Source organism: Salinirussus salinus (assembly GCF_009831455.1).
Lineage (GTDB): Archaea > Halobacteriota > Halobacteria > Halobacteriales > Haloarculaceae > Salinirussus > Salinirussus salinus.
The window spans coordinates 371,500-390,327 of sequence record NZ_WOWO01000003.1 but is presented as its reverse complement, the minus strand read 5'-3'; the positions used below and the strand labels follow the sequence as shown (position 1 = coordinate 390,327).

At 69.8% G+C, this 18,828-nt stretch carries 19 protein-coding genes; 9 read left to right on the top strand and 10 right to left on the bottom strand.

Annotation, left to right across the window (positions count from 1 at the left end; all coding sequences use genetic code 11):
• The first annotated feature begins 34 nt into the window (after positions 1-34).
• Both GN153_RS11935 and GN153_RS11930 read left to right on the top strand, forming a co-directional pair.
• Positions 35-739 (top strand): metallophosphoesterase, encoded by a 705-nt coding sequence (locus tag GN153_RS11935; RefSeq protein ID WP_159903061.1) that lies wholly within the window; start codon positions 35-37, stop codon positions 737-739.
• A gap of 58 nt (positions 740-797) precedes the next feature.
• A complete protein-coding gene (locus GN153_RS11930) occupies positions 798-956 on the top strand; it encodes a hypothetical protein (RefSeq protein ID WP_159903059.1) in 159 nt (52 codons plus the stop codon).
• 9 nt (positions 957-965) lie between these two features.
• Here GN153_RS11930 and GN153_RS11925 read toward each other — a convergent pair whose 3' ends face one another.
• Entirely contained in the window at positions 966-2,252 is a 1,287-nt protein-coding gene (locus tag GN153_RS11925; RefSeq protein ID WP_159903057.1) for an NAD(P)/FAD-dependent oxidoreductase, read from the bottom strand.
• Between the two features lie 139 nt (positions 2,253-2,391).
• Here GN153_RS11925 and GN153_RS11920 point away from each other — a divergent pair, with 139 nt between their 5' ends.
• Positions 2,392-3,552: a threonine synthase gene (locus GN153_RS11920; protein WP_159903055.1), complete on the top strand. Its 1,161-nt coding sequence runs from the start codon at positions 2,392-2,394 to the stop codon at positions 3,550-3,552.
• Between the two features lie 9 nt (positions 3,553-3,561).
• On the opposite strand, the gene GN153_RS11915 is transcribed toward GN153_RS11920, so the two are convergent.
• The 7 genes from GN153_RS11915 to GN153_RS11885 form a co-directional block, all read right to left on the bottom strand.
• A complete protein-coding gene (locus GN153_RS11915) occupies positions 3,562-4,152 on the bottom strand; it encodes a J domain-containing protein (RefSeq protein WP_236544797.1) in 591 nt (196 codons plus the stop codon).
• 93 nt (positions 4,153-4,245) lie between these two features.
• Positions 4,246-4,752, bottom strand: a complete 507-nt coding sequence (locus GN153_RS11910) for a DUF21 domain-containing protein (RefSeq protein WP_159903053.1) — start codon at positions 4,750-4,752, stop codon at positions 4,246-4,248.
• An 81-nt stretch (positions 4,753-4,833) separates the two neighbouring features.
• Positions 4,834-5,097 (bottom strand): hypothetical protein, encoded by a 264-nt coding sequence (locus GN153_RS11905; protein WP_159903042.1) that lies wholly within the window; start codon positions 5,095-5,097, stop codon positions 4,834-4,836.
• Positions 5,098-5,179: 82 nt separating this feature from the next.
• The gene (locus GN153_RS11900) at positions 5,180-6,343 is read right to left on the bottom strand and encodes an acyl-CoA dehydrogenase family protein (protein ID WP_159903040.1); all 1,164 of its coding nucleotides are present in this window, start codon (positions 6,341-6,343) and stop codon (positions 5,180-5,182) included.
• An 88-nt stretch (positions 6,344-6,431) separates the two neighbouring features.
• Positions 6,432-8,501, bottom strand: a complete 2,070-nt coding sequence (locus tag GN153_RS11895) for a heterodisulfide reductase-related iron-sulfur binding cluster (RefSeq protein WP_201287884.1) — start codon at positions 8,499-8,501, stop codon at positions 6,432-6,434.
• Complete coding sequence (locus tag GN153_RS11890) at positions 8,501-9,454, bottom strand: electron transfer flavoprotein subunit alpha/FixB family protein (protein WP_159903038.1); 954 nt, start codon at positions 9,452-9,454, stop codon at positions 8,501-8,503. Before GN153_RS11890 ends, GN153_RS11895 begins: the two co-directional genes overlap by 1 nt.
• A complete protein-coding gene (locus tag GN153_RS11885) occupies positions 9,451-10,251 on the bottom strand; it encodes an electron transfer flavoprotein subunit beta/FixA family protein (RefSeq protein WP_159903036.1) in 801 nt (266 codons plus the stop codon). Before GN153_RS11885 ends, GN153_RS11890 begins: the two co-directional genes overlap by 4 nt.
• A 238-nt stretch (positions 10,252-10,489) precedes the next feature.
• Between GN153_RS11885 and GN153_RS11880 the strand changes: the two genes are divergently transcribed.
• Positions 10,490-11,260 (top strand): SIR2 family NAD-dependent protein deacylase, encoded by a 771-nt coding sequence (locus tag GN153_RS11880; protein ID WP_159903034.1) that lies wholly within the window; start codon positions 10,490-10,492, stop codon positions 11,258-11,260.
• A 175-nt stretch (positions 11,261-11,435) separates the two neighbouring features.
• A complete protein-coding gene (locus GN153_RS11875; RefSeq protein ID WP_159903032.1) occupies positions 11,436-12,353 on the top strand; it encodes a hypothetical protein in 918 nt (305 codons plus the stop codon).
• Between the two features lie 177 nt (positions 12,354-12,530).
• On the opposite strand, the gene GN153_RS11870 is transcribed toward GN153_RS11875, so the two are convergent.
• Entirely contained in the window at positions 12,531-14,228 is a 1,698-nt protein-coding gene (locus GN153_RS11870; protein ID WP_159903030.1) for a thiamine pyrophosphate-binding protein, read from the bottom strand.
• A gap of 135 nt (positions 14,229-14,363) precedes the next feature.
• On the opposite strand from GN153_RS11870, the gene GN153_RS11865 reads away from it, so the two are divergent.
• The 3 genes from GN153_RS11865 to GN153_RS11860 all read left to right on the top strand — a co-directional run bounded on the left by GN153_RS11865 (position 14,364) and on the right by GN153_RS11860 (position 16,951).
• Positions 14,364-15,158 (top strand): enoyl-CoA hydratase/isomerase family protein, encoded by a 795-nt coding sequence (locus GN153_RS11865; protein ID WP_159903028.1) that lies wholly within the window; start codon positions 14,364-14,366, stop codon positions 15,156-15,158.
• Between the two features lie 97 nt (positions 15,159-15,255).
• Positions 15,256-15,393: a hypothetical protein gene (locus tag GN153_RS17540; protein ID WP_201287883.1), complete on the top strand. Its 138-nt coding sequence runs from the start codon at positions 15,256-15,258 to the stop codon at positions 15,391-15,393.
• Positions 15,394-15,472: 79 nt separating this feature from the next.
• Positions 15,473-16,951 carry an aldehyde dehydrogenase family protein gene (locus tag GN153_RS11860; protein WP_159903026.1) on the top strand — a complete coding sequence of 493 codons (1,479 nt, stop codon included), beginning with the start codon at positions 15,473-15,475 and terminating at the stop codon, positions 16,949-16,951.
• A gap of 29 nt (positions 16,952-16,980) precedes the next feature.
• Here the strand turns inward: GN153_RS11860 and GN153_RS11855 are convergent, their stop codons facing one another.
• Entirely contained in the window at positions 16,981-17,730 is a 750-nt protein-coding gene (locus GN153_RS11855) for an HAD family hydrolase (RefSeq protein WP_159903024.1), read from the bottom strand.
• A 95-nt stretch (positions 17,731-17,825) separates the two neighbouring features.
• Between GN153_RS11855 and GN153_RS11850 the strand changes: the two genes are divergently transcribed.
• On the top strand, positions 17,826-18,824 hold the full coding sequence (locus GN153_RS11850; protein ID WP_159903021.1) for a TIGR04024 family LLM class F420-dependent oxidoreductase: 999 nt from the start codon (positions 17,826-17,828) through the stop codon (positions 18,822-18,824).
• The last annotated feature ends 4 nt before the right edge of the window (positions 18,825-18,828 follow it).

Here is an 18,828-nt window from a genome sequence, read left to right as displayed (position 1 = left end):
TCAGGCCTTTCGCCCTCCCGCCCGGAGCGTGGGTATGGACGCGGTCGCCGACCTCCGGTTTCGCGACCGGGCACTCCTGCTCGAGGATACCCTCGTCCTCGCGGACCTGCACGTCGGCCGCGGCGCCGACTCCGGCGTCGAGGTTCCCGTCGGCGACGGGGCCGACATGGTCGAACGTTTCGAGGCGCTGCTCGCCCGGTTCGAGCCCGGGGAGGCCGTCGTCGCCGGCGACCTGCTGCACTCGTTCCGGACCGTCCCCCGCACCGTCCGGGAGACCGTCGACGGACTCGCCGCGGCCGCCCGCGAGGCCGGCACGCGGCTGGCCGTCGCGCCGGGGAACCACGACACCATGCTCGATTCGGTCTGGGACGGACCGACGGCCGACAGCTACCGGGTCGGCGACACCCTCGTCTGTCACGGCCACGTCGAGCCCGAGGGCGACGTTCCAGACGGCGTCGGGCGCTACATCGTGGGCCACGACCATCCGACGGTGACGATCGAGGGGCGGCGCCGGCCCTGCTATCTCGCTGCCGAGGGGGTCTACCGGGGTGCGGACGTGGTGATACTGCCGGCCTTCAACCGCCTCCTGCAGGGCGTGGAGGTCAACGACATGTCCGCGGGCGATTTCATGTCGCCGCTGGTGACCGACGCCGACGCCTTCGCGCCGGTCGTGCGCGACGAGGCCGGCGGCGAGACGCTCGCCTTTCCCCCGCTCGGGGAGTTTCGTCACCGGCTGTGAGCCGAACGGGGGGTCGGAGCCGGCACGCTTTTCAGGGAGAGCGGGAGTAGGGACAGACATGGTGAACATGGGTCTCGTCTTCGTCGGCATCACGGTGCTGGTCCTCCTGCTGCTGTTGCTCGCCTCGATCTACTTCATCCCCGAGGCGCTCCGGGAGGAAGACCACGGCGGGGAAGACGAAAACGGGCAGGGCGGACAGGGCGGCCACCCCTCGTAATCCTCCCGGCTACCGGCCGTCGAGGACGGCCGCCGCGGCCCGCCGCCCGCTCTCCATCGCGCCCTGGATCGACGACCAGCGGGTGTAGTCACCGGCCAGGTAGACCGCTCCCGCGGGGTCATCGACATCGGGCAGGGACGCCCGGAAGCCCGGCGGCTGGGCGAACTGGGCCACGTCGACCCGGTCGACCGCCACGCGCTCCAGGTTCGCGAACTGGTTCTCCGGATACCACGAGGACAGCGCCTCGCGGACCTCCTCGAGGAGGGTCGTGTCGTCGGCCGCCTGCGAGCCGAGGAAGGTGGCGCTCAGCAGCTGCTGGCCCTCGGGGGCGTACTCGGGAGCCACTTCGGACATCGGCGCGACCTGGTTCGGACGGTCGTCCGCGGCGTTCAGCAGGATCCGCCGGTCCGTGTCGAGTCGCTGGGTGTCCGGAAGCGCGAGGTGGAGGGTGACACAGCCGACCGTCTCCGCCGGGACCCCCGCCACGCCGGTCAGCTCCCGGGCCGTCGGCGGGTCGGTCGCGACAACCGCGGCGTCCGCGTCGAGCGTCTCCGCGGCGGTCTCGACCGTGACGCCGCTGTTCCCGGTGGTCGCCGCGTCGTCGACGCCGGCCGCGTCGACGGCTGTCACCTCCCGCCCGGTCTCGATGGTCGCGCCCGCGGCCCGGGCGTGCTCGGCGAGCTGGGCGGGGATCGCGCCCATCCCGTCGGCCGGGACCGCGGTCGCGCCCTCCGAGAGCATCTTGAAGGTGTACTCGAAGACGGCCTTCGAGGTCGACAGCGAGCGGTCGAGCGTGATCCCCCCATAAAACGGCGCGGCGAAGTTGTCCCGGAACTTCCGGGAGAAGCCCCAGTCGGCGAGTGCCTCGTCGATGGAGCCATCGTCGGCCGAAAGCGCCTCCTCTGGGTCGGTCCGCCTGAGCCGGCGCTGGTGTTGAAACAGCCGGAGCTTGTCGCCGGTGGTCACGTCCCGGTTGAACAGGGTCGCGGTCGCGGCCCGCGGGTCCCGGAGCGGGTCCGACAGCGTCGAGCGCTCGCCCGGACGGGCGATGACCGCGCCGGGCCGGAACCGTCGCAGGGAGAGCGCGCCCAGGTCGAGTTCGCGCTCTACCGCGGGATAGGCGGTGAAGAGCACCTGGAAGCCCCGGTCGAGGGTGTAGCCGTCGGCGTGCTCGGTGTGGACCCGGCCGCCGACGGTCTCGCGGCGTTCGAGCAGGGTGACCTCGGCGCCCCGGTCGGCGAGGTGGCGGGCGGCGACGAGGCCGGCGAGGCCGCCGCCGACGACGACTGTGTGCATGCTCGCCCGTTCGGCCCTGCGGGCAAAAAGGGGACGGAGCCGGTCGGCGACGAGGAGCGTCACCCGCCGGCCGGCGGGTGGCGGGCAGATGCGGGCCGCAGACGGACAGGGCTTAGTCGCCGGCGGCCGTGGCAGGGATATGAACACGACCGCGGCCTTCGCCGGGCTGCGCTGTACCGACTGCGGGACGACCCACGACCCCGCGGCGGCCGGCCGCTGCCCCGAGTGCGGCGGGCTACTCGACGCCGTCTACGACCACGACGGCGACGTGGAGTTTTCCGGTCACGGTCTGGGCCGGTACGCTCCCCTGTTGCCCTTCCGCCGCGAGGCGCTGGTCAGCCTCGAGGCGGGCGGGACGCCGCTGGTCGCCGTGCCGGCCCTGGCCGACGAGCTGGGCGTCGCGGCCGCCTACGTCAAAGACGAGGGGCGAAACGCCACGGGCGCGTTCGTCGACCGCGGGGTGGCGCTCGCGGTCACCGCTGCCAGCGAGGCCGGCGCGAGTGACGTCGCGTTACCGACGACCGGCAACGGGGGGCAGGCCGCGGCCGCACACGCCGCCCGCGCGGGCCTGGCCTCCCACAGTTTCGTCCCCTCGCGGACTCCCTTCGTCAACAAGGCGATGATCAACGTCCACGGCGGCGACATGACCGTCGTCGAGGGGCGGTACCCCGACGCCCGCGCGGCCTTCGAGGACCAGGGGGAGGACTGGTACTCGCTGGCCCCCTTCGAGAACCCCTACCGTCACGAGGGTGCCAAGACCCTGGCCTACGAACTCGCCGAGGCGGTCGACCTCGACGGCGCCCCCGACGCCGTCGTCCACCCGACCGCCCACGGGACCGGCGCCGTCGGCCTCCACAAGGGGTTTCGGGACCTCCGCAAGCACAACCGGGTCGACGCGGCCCCCCGCCTGTACGCGGTCCAGCCGGAGGGGTGTGCGCCGGTGGTCGACGCCGTCGAGCGCGAGGCGGAGACGGTGACGGCCGTCGAGCATCCCGACACCATCTGCGGTCCCCTGGAGGTCTCCGAGCCGACCGGCGGCCGGCAGGTGCTTGAGGCACTCCGGGCGAGCGGGGGCGGGGCCGCGGCGGTGAGCGACGACGCCCTCCTGGAGGGCGCAACCGACCTCGCGGCGGGCGGGCTGACGATGGGTGCGACCGGCGGTGCGGCGGTCGCCGGCGCCCGACGGCTCGCCGACCGGGGTGCGTTCGACCCCGACGACATCGTCGTCCTGGTCAACCCCACCACCGGCAACAAGGAGGAGGACATCCTCCGGAGCCACCTGATGAAACAAGGTATCTAAGTTACCGGGTCAGTCGGCGGCGTACTGCTTGGCGGTGGTGTAGGCCTCCCGCACCCGCTGGAACTCCTCCTCGTCGCCGCCCTGGTCGGGGTGGACCTCCTTGACCTTCCGGCGGTAGGCCCGCTTGACCTCCTCGAGCGTCGCGCCCGGAGTCACGTCCAGTTCGGCGAAGGCCGTCTCCAGCGGGTCCAGGTCACGCTCCCGCTCGAGGTCGGGCGTCTCGAAGGGGAGGCGGTCGCCGAGCATCGCGCCCGGCATCTCGTGTTCGACGAGCACGGGGTGGGTCGGGGAGCGCTCGAGCCGGTAGTAGGCGCGGGCGTCGAAGGTGACCGCGACGTCCCGCTGCGGGAGGTAGAAGGCGACCGGCTGTCCCTCGACGGGGTGGTCCTCGGCGTAGGGCTCCTCGATCGCGTCCAGGTACTCCCGGAACTCCGCCCGGCGCCGGGACTCGCCGGACTGGCGTCCGCCCGCGCGCTCGCGGCCGGGGAACAGCCGGTCGGCCACCAGGAAGGCCGCAGCCACCAGGAGACTCCCCGCCACACCCAGGAGGACCCCGACGACGAGCCACGATGGCAGCCCCGCGCTCACCGTCGCTGACACGGTACCTCGTTGGGTGTCATCGATAAAGAGTGTCCCGCTTTCGGCCGTCGTTGCGGGGGTCTTTTACCGGACCAGTCGGGCCGGGACGGTAGCTCACCCCCGGTACGGTTCCTCGATGTCGGCGTCGCCGCCGACCCACCGGCTCAGCCGCCGGGTCAGCCCGTCGAAGACCCACACCAGTGGTCCGAGGGTCCGTTCGACCATCGCCAGCGGGCGCGCGACCCGAAGCGCCCACGTCCGGGCGTGTCCCAGCCCGTAGGCCTTGGGGACGATCTCCCCGCAAACGAGGATGAGCGTGCTCCCGGCGACGATCGTGACGGCCACCGCCGCCGTCGCCGGGAGATACTGGGTCGCCAGCACCGTGATGATCGACGAGACGGCGATGTTGACGAGGTTGTTCCCCACGAGCAGCGTCACGAGCAGCCGGTGCGGGTCCGCCCGGAGGCGGGCGAGCGTCGCCGCGTCGGGGTCGCCCGGGTCGGTCCCCTCGCCGGAACCCGCCGGCAGCGAGAAGATCGCAGTCTCGCTGGAGGAGAAAAACGCGCTCAACGCGACCAGCGGGACCAGCACGACCGCGCCCAGAAGGAGTGTCTCGACCATACGGACGCGACCGGCGGCGCGGGGAAACCGTTTACGCGGCGGCCGCGTCGGCTACCGGTGCGACACGCGGGCCGCTGCCGATTATTCCGTGCTCGTCACGCTGAACCCGATGACGGCCGCGAGCGACCCGACGGCGACCACCAGCGCGACGACGGCGGCGACCTGCCGGCCCGAGGCGAGCGTCTCGGTACCCAGCGCCCACAGCGCCCCGGCGGCGAACGCGAGCACGACCAGGGCACCGACCGCGGCGAGCAGGCGCTGGAGGCCCATCGACTCGACGACGCCAGTCGGGATACCGCCGATCCGGGGCGCCCACTCCGTCCCCGGCAGCTTCGACCATTGCATACTCCCCGGTAGGCCGACCGGATACATAAAAGGCCGCGACACGACCGGGCGCGGAAACCGGGAGCGACCCAGCCCGTCTCGCTCAGCTGTAGGCGGGGATGCCGGTCAGGTCCTCGCCGAGGATGAGGGTGTGGATGTCGTGGGTCCCCTCGTAGGTGTAGACGGTCTCGAGGTTGGCCATGTGACGCATCGGCGAGTAGTCCGCCGTGATCCCGTTCCCGCCGAGGATCTCGCGGGCGATCCGGGACTGGTCGCGGGCCGTCCGGACGTTGTTGCGCTTTGCCATCGAGACGTGCTGGGGGCGCATGTCGCCGCGCTCCTTCAGGTCGGCCAGCCGGTGAGCGAGCAGCTGGGCGAGGGTGATCTGGGTGGCCATCTCCGCGAACTTGTCCTGTTGCATCTGGAAGCCGGCGATGGGCGTCTCGAACTGCTCGCGGTCGGTCGCGTAGTCGAGTGCGGTCCGGTAGGAGTCCTGGGCCGCGCCCACGGCCCCCCAGGCGATCCCGTAGCGGGCCTGGGTGAGACAGGACAGCGGCCCCTTCATCCCCTCGACGCCCGGCAGGACGTTGTCCTCGGTGACGTGGACGTTCTGGAGGCTGATCTCGCCGGTGATCGAGGCCCGCAGGGAGAGCTTCTCGTCGATCTTGTTGGTGGTGACGCCGTCGCGGTCGGTCTCGACGAGGAACCCGCGGACGGGCGTGTCCGGGTCCGAGGTGTCCCGGGCCCACACCACGGCAACGTCGGAGATGGGGGAGTTGGTGATCCACATCTTCGAGCCGTTGAGGACGTAGCCGTCGCCGTCAGCCTCGGCGGTGGTCTCCATCGCCGCGGCGTCGGAGCCGTGTTCGGGCTCGGTCAGGCCGAAACAGCCCACCTTCTGGCCGGTCGCCAGGTCCGGCAGGAACCGGTCTTTCTGCTCTTCGCTGCCGTAGGCGTGGATGGGGTACATGACCAGCGCCCCCTGGACGGAGGCCATCGAGCGCAGCCCCGAATCGCAGGCCTCCAGTTCCTGCATCAGCAGGCCGTAGGCCTTCTCGCTGACGTCGGGCAGGTCGTAGCCGTCGAGGTTGGGGGCGTAAAACCCCATCTCGCCCATCTTCGGGATGAGCTCGGTGGGGAAGGTGCCCTCGATCCAGTGCTCGCCGATGTCCTCGCGGACCTCCTCCTCGACGAACTCCCGGGCGGTGTCCCGGATCATCTTCTCCTCCTCGGAGAGGTCCTCTTCGATACCGTAGTAATCCAGCATACCCCGACATTCGACTACGCTCACATAGACCTTTGCCACCACGTCGGCGGCGTTGTGGACGGGTGTGGAGAAAGAAAGCGAGCGCCGGTCAGGACGCCGTCAGCGCTTCCGCCAGCAGTTCCGTCGTGCCGACGACCTCGATGTCGTCCTCGTAGCCGCCGGTCTTGCGGCCGTCCTCGTACATCGTCATGCACATCGGACAGGCGACGACGAACTTCTCGACGGCACTGCCGGCCTGGGTGTCCTCCAGGGCCTCCCGCAGCCGTTCCTCGCTGGGTTTCTCTTCCTCCTCGTGGTCGAGCCAGAGGCCGCCACCGCCACCGCCACAGCAGTAGGAGTTGTCGCGGTTGCGGGGCATCTCGTGGAGGTCACAGCCCGTCTCCTGGACGAGCTTCCGGGGGGCCTCGTACTCGTCGTTGTACCGCCCCAGGTGACAGGGGTCGTGGTAGGTGACGGTGTAGTCGAGCGCGCCCGGCACCCGGAGCCGGCCGGTCTCGACCAGCCCTTCGACGACCTGGGTGTAGTGGGCGACGTCCTCCTCGCCCCAGCCGCAGGCCTCGAACTCCGGGTACTCGTTTTTGAACGTGTTGAACGAGTGGGGGTCGGTACAGACGATGGTGTCGTACTCGCAGTCCCCGATGGCCTCGCTGTTCTCCTCGACGAGCTGCTCGTAGAGGCCTTCCTCGCCGACCCGACGGACGTCGTTGCCGTCGGTCTGTTCGTCCTCGTAGAGGATCCCGTAGTCGACGTCGGCCTCGTGGAAGACCCGCGCCAGGGCCTTCGCGACTTCCTTGTTGCGGCCGTCGTAGCTGGGGTAGTCGCCGACGTACCAGAGGTACTCGACGGCCTGGTCGCGGGCGTCGGGCACCTCGAAGTCGAGGTCCTCGGTCCACTCCGGCCGGGTGCGCGCGGAGTCGCCGAAGGTGTTGCCCTCGCGGAAGACGTTCATCATCGCCTCCTGGACGTTCTCGTCCATCTGGCCCGACTCCGTCAGCCGGCGGTTCATGTCCGTGAAGTGGGTCAGGTGCTCGATGTCGACCGGACAGGCCTCCATGCAGGCCATACAGGACATACACGACTCCATCGTGGAGGCGTCGATGACGCTGGTGCCGCCGTCGGCGATGATCGGGACGTCCCCGTCGTGCTCCGAGCGGCCTTCGCGGTACTCCTTGATGTCGAGGATGACCTTCCGCGGGTCAAGCGGGCGCCCGGAGGCGTTTGCCGGACACGCCGAGGAACACCGCCCGCACTTGGTGCAGGCGTCCTGGTCCAGCGTCTGCTTCCAGGAGAAGTCCTCGACCTCGCTGGGCCCGATCTCCTCGGGGCTGGCGTCGGCGGGCACGCCGGGCAGCCGGACGCCGGCCTTGTCGTCGCTGGTCATCAGGTTGGCCGCCGAGGCCAGCATGTGGAACGGCTTGCCGTAGGGCACCCAGGCGACGAAGCCGAGCGCGAGCAGGGCGTGTGACCACCAGATGACCGGGTAGGCGGCGGTCGCCATCCCCTCGGAGATGCCGACGGCGCTGAACGCCGAGGCCAGCCCCCAGCCGACGAAGGAGACGGTCTCGAAGGAGGGGAACCCTTGCCCGAGGATGCGCAGCGCCTCGACGGCGTACCCGCCCACCCCGAGGACGAACAGCGTCCACAGGAAGAGGACGTCCTCGTTGCCGCTGTGGTCGCCCCACAGCCGCTCCATCGAGAGGCCGTGCCGGCGGTAGATGGCGATCCCGATGCCGATGACGAAGAGCAGCCCCATCGCGTCGACGACGAAGGAGTAGGAGAGATAGAAGTCGCCGACGAAGAAGGACTCGCCCATCACCGGCTGCCAGAAGTCCATGTCGATCCCGAGGATGGTCGTCGCGATGAGCAGGGTCAGAAAGCCCCAGAACACGAAGATGTGCCAGAGGCCGGCGAAGGTGTCCCCGCTGAACAGCGTCCGGTTGGAGAACATGTCGGTGATCCCCTTCCGGAGCCGCGTCGAGACGGAGCCGACCCGCTCGAAGGGGTCCTCGCTCGCGGCACGGTAGCTGTTGACCCGGCGGGCGACCCCCACGAGGAGTACGAGGATGGCAACGACCGCCAGGTAGTAGAAGACGGCCTTGCCAGTCGGGCCGATCTGCCAGAACGTCTCCCGGGTCACCTCCGCCTGTAGGGGGATCATTATTCGAACAGCTCTGTGAGTTCGGGGACGACCTCGAAGAGGTCACCCACGATGCCGTAGTCGGCGACGTCGAAGATCGGCGCGTCGGGGTCCTCGTTGATCGCGACGATGGTGTCGGCGCCGCTCATGCCGGCGAGGTGCTGGACCGCACCGGAGATGCCGATGGCGATGTAGACGTCGGGAGTGACGACCTTGCCGGACTGACCGACCTGGCGATTCTGGGGGAGCCAGCCGTTGTCGACGATCGGCCGGGAGGAAGCGAGCGTCGCCCCCAGCGCGTCCGCGAGGTCCCAGACCATGTCGAGGTTCTCCTCCTCCTCGATCCCGCGGCCGATCGAGACGATGAAGTCGGCCTCGCTGATGTCGACGTCGCCGCCGGCGACCTCCTCGAAGCCGGTGACCGTCGACCCGACGGCGTCCTCGTCGATGGCGGCGTCGAAGGCCTCGACCGCGGCGTCGCCGGCCTCGGTGGCCTGCTCCCACTCGGTCGGGCGCAGCGTCACCGCGGCGTTGTCACCCTCGATCTCGATGTCGGCCTCGACCTTCCCGCCGTAGGTCTCGCGGGTGACCGACAGCGAGCCGTTGTGGCTGAAGTCGATGACGTCGGTCGCAAGCGGCAGGTCCAGCGACGTCGCCACGGCGGGCGCGTAGTCCAGCCCGTTGACCGTGTGGGGCATCACGAGGTACTGCGGGTCGAGCTCGGCGTAGAGCTGCTCGACGGCCTGGCTGTAGACGTCGTGGTTGAACTCCTCGCCGTGGTCGACGGTGTGGATGGCGTCGACGCCGGCGCGGTTGACCGCCTCGGCGTAGGCGTCGACGTCGCCGCTGATGACCGCGACGTGGAGGTCCCCGCCGCTGGCGTCGGCCAGCTCGCGGCCGGCGGTGACCAGTTCGTGGCTGACGGGGCGGAGCTCGCCCTGGCGGTGCTCGGCGACGGTCAGAACGTCGCTCATCCCTCGACCACCCCCTCGTCCTCAAGGAGGTCACCCAGCTGCTCGGCCTGCTCGCCGGCGTCACCCTCGAAGAGCGTGGTGTCGCTCTCGGACTCGGGCTCGGCGATCGAGGTCAGCGTCAGTGCGCTGTCGAGCTCCGCGACGTCGACACCCAGCTCGTCGGGCGTGTGGACGTCGAGCGGCTTGGACTGGGCCTGGCGGATCCCCCGCAGACTGGCGTAGCGGGGCTCGTTGATCCCCGTCTGGATGCTCAACACGGCGGGCAGGTCGACGTCGGTCAGCTCCTCGACCCCGCCCTCGAGCTCGCGGTGGACCGAGGCGACCCCCGCGTCGGCGTCCAGGTCGAGGTCGTTGACGACGGCGGCCCACTGGTAGTCGACGGTCTCGGCGAGCGCGACGCCGGTCGCGCCGAAGGCGTCGTCTCCGCCCTGCACGCCCGTGAGCACGAGGTCGGGCTCGACCTCCTCGACGACGCCGGCCAGCAGCCGGGCCTTCATCGTCGGGTCGAGCACGTCCACCTCCGCGAGGTCGTCGTCCCACACGCGGACCGCGCGGTCGGCGCCTTTCGCCAGCGCCTGCCGGATGGTCTCCTCGCTGCGCTCCGGGCCGATGGTGGCGGTGACGACCTCCACCTCGTCGTCTTCGTCGGCCTCGCTGAGCTGGACGGCCTCCTCGACCGCGTAATCGTCCCACTCGTTGAGCTCGTAGGAGACGTACTGTTCGCCGATGTCGAGCCCGTCGATCTCGAACTCGTCGTCGACGACCTCGTCTTCCTTGACTGTTACCAGCACTCGCATACTCGTTGGGTTGGAACCTTCCGGATTAAGCGTTTCCGTTCCCGCTACAGCGCGGATGTAGCGCGGTTTTTTCCGTCGTTCGCGGAGCGCCCCGGGACGGCGGCTCTCGGCCGCCGTGGCACGCCCGCCCTGCCACGCGAACGCCCCGCCCTCGCCCGTGACGACCTCCGCTCGCGGCGGTCTTCGGCCCGCACTGGCCCCCGCAACGTTTAGTTGCCGTTCGGCCGACAGTGCGGGTATGACCGAGCGGACCGAACTCCTCGCCCGCGCCGTGGCCGACGCCGACGCGGTGACCGTCCTGACCGGGGCGGGGGTGAGCACGGCCTCCGGGATCCCTGACTTCCGGAGCGACGACGGCATCTGGGAGCGGTACGACCGCGACCAGTTCGACATCCGGCGCTTCGAGGACGACCCCGGCGGGTTCTGGAACGACTGGCTGGCCGCCCGCGGCGAGGTCTTCCCCGCGGACCCCGACCCGAACCCGGCCCACGGGAGCCTGGCGGACCTGGTCCGCGCGGGCGCGGTGGACACGCTCGTCACCCAGAACACCGACGGGCTCCACCAGGCGGCGGGCGCGCCCGACGATGCCGTGGTCGAGCTCCACGGCTCGGGGGACCGGGTCGTCTGTTCGGGGGCCGCCTGCCGGTACCGCGGCCCGGCCGACCCCGCCCGCGAGCGGGCCGAGGGCGGCGAGCGGCCGCCGGCCTGCCCGGACTGCGGGAGCCCGCTGAAGCCGGGCAGCGTCCTCTTCGGGGAGTCGCTGCCCGAGTACGCACACCTCACGGCCCACGCCGCCGCCGAGCGAAGCGACCTCTTTCTGGTCGTCGGCTCGTCGCTGACCGTCGAGCCGGCCGCGAGCCTCCCCGAGACCGCCGCCGACCGCGGCGCGACGCTCGCGGTGGTCAACCTCGACCCGACCCCGCTCGACGGCCGCGCCTCCTACGTCTTCCAGAACCGCGCCGAGACGGTGCTCCCTGAGGTGCGGGACCACGTGCTCGACGGGGAGTGAGGGGAGACAGCGGCCGAGAGCGGTGGTGGCTGAGTCGTGTTCCAAGCCTGTTCCTGATCCGTCACCGCAACAATGGGCGGAGAGTACGACCCGCTGACAGAAGAGACGTGACCGATATAGAGAGTGTATCTAGCCAATGATTTAAAACCGTACAGGCAGATGCTGGTGAGAGATCATGGACCTGCAGGGAGCGCTTTACAAGGTAGCGGCGGTCGCATGGATAGGACTCGTAATCTGGGCGGGGCTCGCCGTCGGCGACGGCGCGGCAGAGCCCTGGCTGACCATCTCGGACTTCCCAGGTGGTTCGTATGGGGCACTCATCGCCGCTATCGGAGTCGCCTTTGCCGGGTTGCTCGTTCTCCGCTTCATCCAGGAGCGACACGAGGCCAAGCAGTGGGAAGCGGCGGGCCGGCAGGCGGGGCTCAGCCCAGTCGGAGACGGCTCGTCCGATGGCGCACTGGAACTGACGGGGAGCATCGACGGCCGGCCCGTCACTATCCGCTACGTGTATCGCCGTGAGAAACAGGGCAATGAGGGGAGACACCAGTCAGTCAGAAGCGATGGGGATACCAGTACTCATCGAGTCACGTACACGATCGTAGAGGCGGAACTGTCCGGCGCTGCAGACGGGGGAGTAATCGCCTCTCCAGCCAGCCGAGGGGACGGCAGCGCCGGGGGGTCCGGAATGCTCGGAATCGACGACACGTCCGAGACCGACTCCGGCGCGGAGGGGGTCTTCGCCGTCGCCGAGGACGGCCTCTTTCTCAAGGGGACCCCGCCTGCGGCCGTGGAGGCCGTCAGCGAGGGCCAGTCGGGGAGGGCGTTACGCGCGATTCGAGACTTCCAGATCGCTGCCGTCGGGGACGCGTCCGGCGTGGCCGCCAGGTTGACCGAGGAGGCAGGGGGTTCCATGTTCGGGGTTGGAATGGGGGACGCTATCCTAAAGGACATCCCGAGTGACGAGACGATGGTGTACGTCGAGACGATGGCGTCCATACGGGACGGCGACGAACTCAGACGATTCGCCGAAGGAGCCGTCGCCGTCGCAGACGCCTTCGAGGCGGCAACTGCCCGTACTCCGGCCCCTGAATAGAGGGCGAACTCGTCCCACTCGATGTAGTCCTCCGTGCGCGCTCACCCCTCACCATATGCTGACTATGCGCTCTGTATCTTGCACCGTGTGAGAGCAATGGATTGCGTTTGGCAGTTTGATGAAGAAGTGACGTGCCCGCAAATCCACGGCTAAAGTTATACTGAGACGGGGCGGTCGTCAGTCGTGGACGAGCACGTCCACCACGTCGACGCCCTCGCTGTCCATCGCTTCCTCGACGGTGGGGGCGATCTCCTCGGGTGTCTCCACCAGGTGGCCGTCGGCGCCGTGGCTCTCGGCGTTCGCGACGAGGTCGACCGGTGGCTCGAAGTCCATCCCCGTGTACTCGTAGTCCTCGGCGTCGCCGCCGTAGATGTTCGCGGTGTTGTTCTTGAGGATCCGGTAGTTGCGGTTGTCGGAGATGACCACCGTCAGGTCCAGGTCGTACCGCGCGGCCGAGTAGATGGCGTGGGGATAGTACAGGTACGAACCGTCGCCGACGTAGCCCAGCACGTCCCGGGGCTCATCGCGCATCGACTCCGCGAGCGCCGCGCCGATTGAGGCCGGTAGCCCGTAGCCCAGGCCGCCGCCCTTGTTCGAGATGTACTGCTGCGGGGCAAGCGGCCAGCGCACCAGCAGGGGATACTTGGAGGTGACCCCCTCGTCGACGATATAGGCGTCGGGGGCGACCTCCCGGAGCGCGTCGACGAGTTCGTGTTTGCCCGCGCGGCTCTCGCCCTCCTCGGCCTCGTCGACGCTGATCGACATCATCAACTCCGAGAGCGATTCCTTGGTCTCCCGGACCACGTCGAGCCGGCGCTCGCGCTCGCGCTCGGAGACCCGTTCCTCGAGGCGGTCGGCGAGCTGTTCCATCACGAGGCCGGTGTCGCCGACGACGGCCGCGTCGGCGTGGTAGTTCTTGCCGACCTCCCAGGCCTCCGGGCTGACGTGGATGCAGGTGGCGTCGGGGCTCACCAGGTCGTCCTCGTGGTGCATCAGCGTGGTGTGGGTGGAGGTACCGACGAAGACCAGCGTGTCGGTGTCCATCAGGCTCTGGAGGAGGCTCTCGGCGGCGGGCATGTAGGAGATCCACTGCGGGTGGTCGCCGGGGAAGTTCACCTCGCAGGCCAGCACCTCGGCGTAGACCGCGGCCCCGGCGGCTTCCGCGAAGTCGACGGCGGCGTCGACGGCGTCTCCTCCCGCGCGCGCTACCTCGTCGCCCAGCACGAACACGGGCTCGTCGGCCTCCGCGAGCAGGTCGGCGGCCTCCGCGACCTGGCCCGGGTCGCCCGCCCCCGCCGACGGGATCGGGCCCAGGGGCTCGACCTCGGAGGGGTCGGTCTCCTGGAGCATCACGTCCTGTGGAAGGCCGAGGAAGACCGGCCCCTGTGGAGGGGTCAGGGCGACCCGGAAGGCCCGCCGGAGCATCGTGGGCAGCGCCCGGACGTCGAGCACCTCGTCGGACCACTTGCAGAACTGGTCGACCATCTCCTCCAGTTCGCCGTACAGAAGCGGCTCCTCGTGACGGAAGTCGCGCTCGTGGTTGCCCGCCGTCACCACGAGCGGCGTGCCCGCGAAGCTGGCGCCGTAGATGTTGCCGACCCCGTGGGCCAGCCCGGGCGTGATGTGGAGGTTGACCACGCCCGCGGGGTTGATCGACGGGTCGTCGTCGGTGTGGTACCGGCGGGTGGCGGCGTAGCCCGAGGCCATCCCGACCGCGACGTCCTCGTGGGCGCCCAGGATGTACTCCAGCTCGCTGTTCACGATGGACTGCATGATCGGGAGTTCGGTGGTCCCGGGATTGCCGAAGACGTGCTCGACGTCGTAGGCCTCGAGGGCGTCGGTAAACAGGTCCGCACCGGTGTAGCTGTCTGTCATGAGATGTCCGCTTCTGCACGCCCCACGGGCAAAATAGTTGGCGTAGCCGCCACACACCGGGACGGGCCCCCCGCCACCGTCCAGCGAGGGAAGCTTTTACTCCCCGGCGCGCGTCGGCCGGCCACGAGGCAACCAATGAGCGACGCAGTACTACTCGACGTCGAGGACGGCGTAGCGACACTGACGATGAACCAGCCCGACCGGATGAACCCCGTGACCGGCCCCATCTCCGAGGGGATCGAGAACCACCTCGACACCGTCGAGGAGCGGGACGACGTCCGCTGTGTGGTCGTCGAGGGCGCGGGCGGGGCCTTCTCGGCCGGCGGCGACATCCAGGGGATGAAAGACCGACTGGAGGGCGACGAGTCCCTGGACGAGGCCGTCGACCAGCTCGAGCGCGGGCTCAGCGAGACGATGGTGAAACTGGTCACCTGCACCTACCCCACGGTCGCGAAGGTCGACGGGCCCGCCGTGGGCGCGGGCGCGAACCTCGCCATCGGCTGTGACGTCGTGCTCGCGAGCGACTCGGCGAGCATCGGCTTCGTGTTCAACCAGGTCGGCCTGAGCGTCGACGGCGGCACCTCATACCTGCTGCCGCGCGTTGTCGGCGTCAACAAGGCCAAGGAGCTGGTGTTCACCGGCGAGATCCTCGGCGCCGCGGAGGCCGACGACCTCGGACTCTTCAACCACGTCTACCCCGACGAGGAGTTCGAGGACCAGGCTGGAGCCATGGTCGACCGGATCGCCGCCGGCCCGACGGTCGCGCTGAGCCGGGCCAAGCGGCTCATCCAGGACGGCATCGAGAAGGACCTGGAGCAGGCGCTACACGACGAGGCCGCCGCCCAGGGCGTCGTCTTCGACAGCCACGACCACCGCGAGGGCGTCGAGGCCTTCCTCGAGGACCGCGAGCCCGAGTTCGAGGGGCGGTAAGCGTCGGGCCAGGGTCGTGCCTGCGGGTCGCGCCGACAGGCCGACTACCCCGGTTTCGTTCGACACCATTTAAGACGGTCCGGGCGGACACCTGTGTATGGACAACCCGCTCGCGGACTTCGACCACCCGGCAGTGCGGACAGGACTGCTGACCGCCGTCGGCTACGGGGTCGTCATCGGCGTACTGTTCGTCATCATGTTCCTGGTCCCGCTGCTCGTGTTCAGCCTGCTCTGAGCCGGCCGCCGGACGGCCCCACCCGAACTGGTCAACGCCACGAAAACTGTTTTCACCTGTCCGCCCCTCCATTGTGTCGATGTCGAAACAATCATCGGAAGCCGACGCCGAGTGGAGCAGACTCTACATCGACGGCGAGTGGACCGGGCCGTCAAGCGGCGAGACGATCCCGGTCGAGAACCCCGCGACACGGGAGACGGTCGCGGAGGTGCCGGCGGCGACCGAGGACGACGTCGACGCTGCCTACGAGGCCGCCGACGCGGCCCAGCCCGAGTGGGAGGCGATGGGCCGGGAGAAACGGGTCGAACTGGTCGGCGCGTTCCTCGAGGAGTTCGAGGCCCGCCTCGCCGAGGTCGTCGACCTCCTGGTCCGGGAGGGCGGCAGCACCCAGGGGAAAGCGGGCCAGGAGGCAACCATCGCGATGGTCGACTTCCAGACCGCGCTCGAACTCGAGCCGCCCGAGGAGGAGGTCCGGGACTCCCAGTTCTTCGAGGGCAAGAAACACCACATCGTCCACGAGCCGGTGGGGGTCGTGGGGGTCATCTCGCCGTGGAACTTCCCGCTCCACCTGACCACGCGGGCGCTGGCGCCCGCGCTGGTGCTCGGGAACACGGTCGTCGTCAAGCCCGCCTCCGACACGCCGATCACGGGCGGGCTGTGGCTGGCGCGGGTCGCCGACGAGGTCGGCCTCCCCGACGGCGTCGTCAACGTCGTCACCGGCCGCGGCTCCGATATCGGCGACCGGATGGCTGGCCACCCGATTCCGCGGACCATCTCCTTCACCGGCTCGACGAGCGTCGGCAAGCGGGTCGCCAGCCAGGCCGGCAGCAGCATCGCCCTCCCCGCGCTCGAACTCGGGGGCAACGGCCCCAACGTCGTCACCGCCGACGTCGACGTCGAGCAGGCGGCCGAGGTCGGCGCCGTCGGCTCCTTTACCCACCAGGGCCAGGTCTGCATCTCCATCAACCGTCACATCGTCCACGAGGACGTCTACGACGAGTACGTCGACCGGCTGGTCGAGCACGCCGAGTCGCTGACGGTCGGCGACCCCGCCGAGGACGGCGTCGACTTCGGGCCCGTGGTCAACGAGAGCCAGCGCGACGACCTGCTCGCGTACGTCGAACAGACCGTCGAGGAGGGCGCGACGCTCGAAACCGGCGGCGAGGCGGAGGGGCTCTTCGTCGAGCCGACGGTCCTCTCGGACGCGACGAACGACATGGCCGCCTCCTGCAACGAGCACTTCGGCCCCGTCGCACCCGTGATCGAAGTGTCCTCGACGGAGGAAGCCATTGAGGTCGCCAACGACACCGAGTACGGGCTGGCCGCGGCGGTTCAGTGTCGGGACCTCGACCGCGCGCGCGAACTCGCGGACCAGGTCGAGGCCGGGATGGTCCACGTCAACGACCACCCGATCCAGGACGAACCCAACGCCCCCTTCGGCGGCGTGAAGGAGTCGGGGCTGGGCCGGTACAACGGCGAGTGGGTGATGGACGAGATGGTCGAGCCCAAGTGGGTCTCTGTCCAGCACGAGGACCGCGACTACGACCTGCTGGAGTAGGCCACCGCGTTTCTCCCGGCGCCGCCCGCTCAGTCGCCGCCGTCGGCGCCGACGATCTCGAGGACGTCGGCGAGGTCCTCGACGACGAAGTCGACGTACTCGTCGTCGACGCGGTAGCCGTCGCCGGGCTCACCAGCGTTCTCGGCGGCGGTCCCGCCGTAGGCGACCGTCCACAGGCCCGCCTCCGTCCCTCCCCGCATGTCGTGCTCGTAGCGGTCGCCGACCATCAGCGACCGGGCCGGGTCGACCCCGTGGCGCTCGGCCGTCGAGAGGGCGTCCTCGAACATCCGCCCGTCGGGCTTCTTGTAGCCGACCTCCTGGGAGGTGGTGATGCCCTCGAAGGCCGTGTCGAGTCCCTGGTCCTCCAGCATCCGGTGGGCTTCGGCGGTGTCGATGTCGGAGATGATCCCGAGGTACAGGCCGGCGTCGTCGAGCCCCCGAATGGTCTCGGCGGCGTTCGGCTCCAGCTCGCGGGCGGCCCGGAGCGTCCGCTCGAAGTCCGGACGCCACGCCGATTCCTCGATGTCGCCGTCGGCGATGTGCTGGAAGGCCTTCCGGTACCCTTCCTCTGCCGAGCGGTACTCCCGGCCCTCGGCAGCCTTGAAGTGCTCGCCGAGACGGTCGCGCCACGCCTCGAGTGCGGGCTCGGGGTCGAGGCCGCGCTCGGCGGCGAACTGCTCGACGTAGTCGACGTACCCGGCGCGGATCGCCGGGAGGCTGACGATGACACCGCCGATGTCGAAGAAGACCGCGTCCCACTCCGCGGGGGGTTCGCTCATGGACGTATCCCACCAGCCGGGGGTATTTGAGGGCACCGGGACCGCAGTCCCCGGCTACCGGTAGCTTATTCGGCGAGGGGGTGGACCGGCACGGTGTGAAACGCGACGTCTTCCTCCCGGTGGCCGCACAGCCCAGCGTCCAGACCCTCGTCGAGCAGGCCCAGCGCGCCGAGCGACTGGGCTACGACCGCGCCTGGCTCCCCGAGACCTGGGGCCGGGACGCCGTCACCGTCCTGACCAGCATCGCCCACGGGACCGAGGAGATCGGGATCGGCACCTCGATCATGCCGATCTACTCCCGGTCGGCCGCGCTCATCGGGCAGACCGCCGCCACCCTCCAGGAGGTCTCGGGGGGGCGGTTCCGGCTCGGGCTCGGTCCCTCCGGCCCCATCGTCATCGAGAACTGGCACGGCGAGGACTTCGCCAACCCCCTGCGGTACACCCGCGAAACCGTCGACGTGGCAAAGCAGGTGCTCGCCGGCGAGCGGGTGAGCTACGACGGCGAGTACTACGACCTCGACGGCTTCCGGCTGCGGTGCGAGCCCCCCGAGCCGACCCCAGCGATCGACGCTGCCGGCATGGGGCCGAAGGCCGTCGAACTCGCCGGGCGCTTCGCCGACGGCTGGCACGCCCTGATGCTCACCCGCGAGGGGATCCGTGACCGGCTGGCCGACTTCGACCGCGGCTCGGAGATGGGCGACCGGGACCGGGGATCCCAGGAGGTCACCCTCTCGCTGACCTGCTGTGTCGACGAGGACCGCGAGCGCGCCCGCCGCCTGGTCAAACAGCACATCTGTTTCTACGTCGGCGGGATGGGGACCTTCTACCGCGACGCGCTGGCCCGGCAGGGCTACGAGGAGCTGGCCCACGAGATCCACGACAACTGGAACGACGGCGACCGCGACCGGCTCGTCGCCGAATTCCCCGAGGACCTGCTCGACGAGCTGGCCGTCGCCGGCACCCCCGAGGAGTGTCGCGACCGGATCGCGACCTTCGAGGCCATCGACGGCCTGACCGTCGCCTCCGTCTCGTTCCCCCGTGCCGCCGAGCCCGAGGATATCGACCGGACCATCGAGGCCCTGGCTCCCGAGTGAGGTC

Bases quoted from the DNA above. Each gene is read 5' to 3' on its own strand.
- GN153_RS11855 (WP_159903024.1), bottom strand. From the start codon at position 17,730: ATGAGCGAACCCCCCGCGGAGTGGGACGCGGTCTTCTTCGACATCGGC.
- GN153_RS11910 (WP_159903053.1), bottom strand. From the start codon at position 4,752: ATGGTCGAGACACTCCTTCTGGGCGCGGTCGTGCTGGTCCCGCTGGTC.
- GN153_RS11935 (WP_159903061.1), top strand. From the start codon at position 35: ATGGACGCGGTCGCCGACCTCCGGTTTCGCGACCGGGCACTCCTGCTC.
- GN153_RS11885 (WP_159903036.1), bottom strand. From the start codon at position 10,251: ATGCGAGTGCTGGTAACAGTCAAGGAAGACGAGGTCGTCGACGACGAG.
- GN153_RS11920 (WP_159903055.1), top strand. From the start codon at position 2,392: ATGAACACGACCGCGGCCTTCGCCGGGCTGCGCTGTACCGACTGCGGG.
- GN153_RS11870 (WP_159903030.1), bottom strand. From the start codon at position 14,228: ATGACAGACAGCTACACCGGTGCGGACCTGTTTACCGACGCCCTCGAG.
- GN153_RS11890 (WP_159903038.1), bottom strand. From the start codon at position 9,454: ATGAGCGACGTTCTGACCGTCGCCGAGCACCGCCAGGGCGAGCTCCGC.
- GN153_RS11925 (WP_159903057.1), bottom strand. From the start codon at position 2,252: ATGCACACAGTCGTCGTCGGCGGCGGCCTCGCCGGCCTCGTCGCCGCC.
- GN153_RS11880 (WP_159903034.1), top strand. From the start codon at position 10,490: ATGACCGAGCGGACCGAACTCCTCGCCCGCGCCGTGGCCGACGCCGAC.
- GN153_RS11875 (WP_159903032.1), top strand. From the start codon at position 11,436: ATGGACCTGCAGGGAGCGCTTTACAAGGTAGCGGCGGTCGCATGGATA.
- GN153_RS11860 (WP_159903026.1), top strand. From the start codon at position 15,473: ATGTCGAAACAATCATCGGAAGCCGACGCCGAGTGGAGCAGACTCTAC.
- GN153_RS11930 (WP_159903059.1), top strand. From the start codon at position 798: ATGGTGAACATGGGTCTCGTCTTCGTCGGCATCACGGTGCTGGTCCTC.
- GN153_RS11900 (WP_159903040.1), bottom strand. From the start codon at position 6,343: ATGCTGGATTACTACGGTATCGAAGAGGACCTCTCCGAGGAGGAGAAG.
- GN153_RS11865 (WP_159903028.1), top strand. From the start codon at position 14,364: ATGAGCGACGCAGTACTACTCGACGTCGAGGACGGCGTAGCGACACTG.
- GN153_RS17540 (WP_201287883.1), top strand. From the start codon at position 15,256: ATGGACAACCCGCTCGCGGACTTCGACCACCCGGCAGTGCGGACAGGA.
- GN153_RS11905 (WP_159903042.1), bottom strand. From the start codon at position 5,097: ATGCAATGGTCGAAGCTGCCGGGGACGGAGTGGGCGCCCCGGATCGGC.
- GN153_RS11895 (WP_201287884.1), bottom strand. From the start codon at position 8,501: ATGATCCCCCTACAGGCGGAGGTGACCCGGGAGACGTTCTGGCAGATC.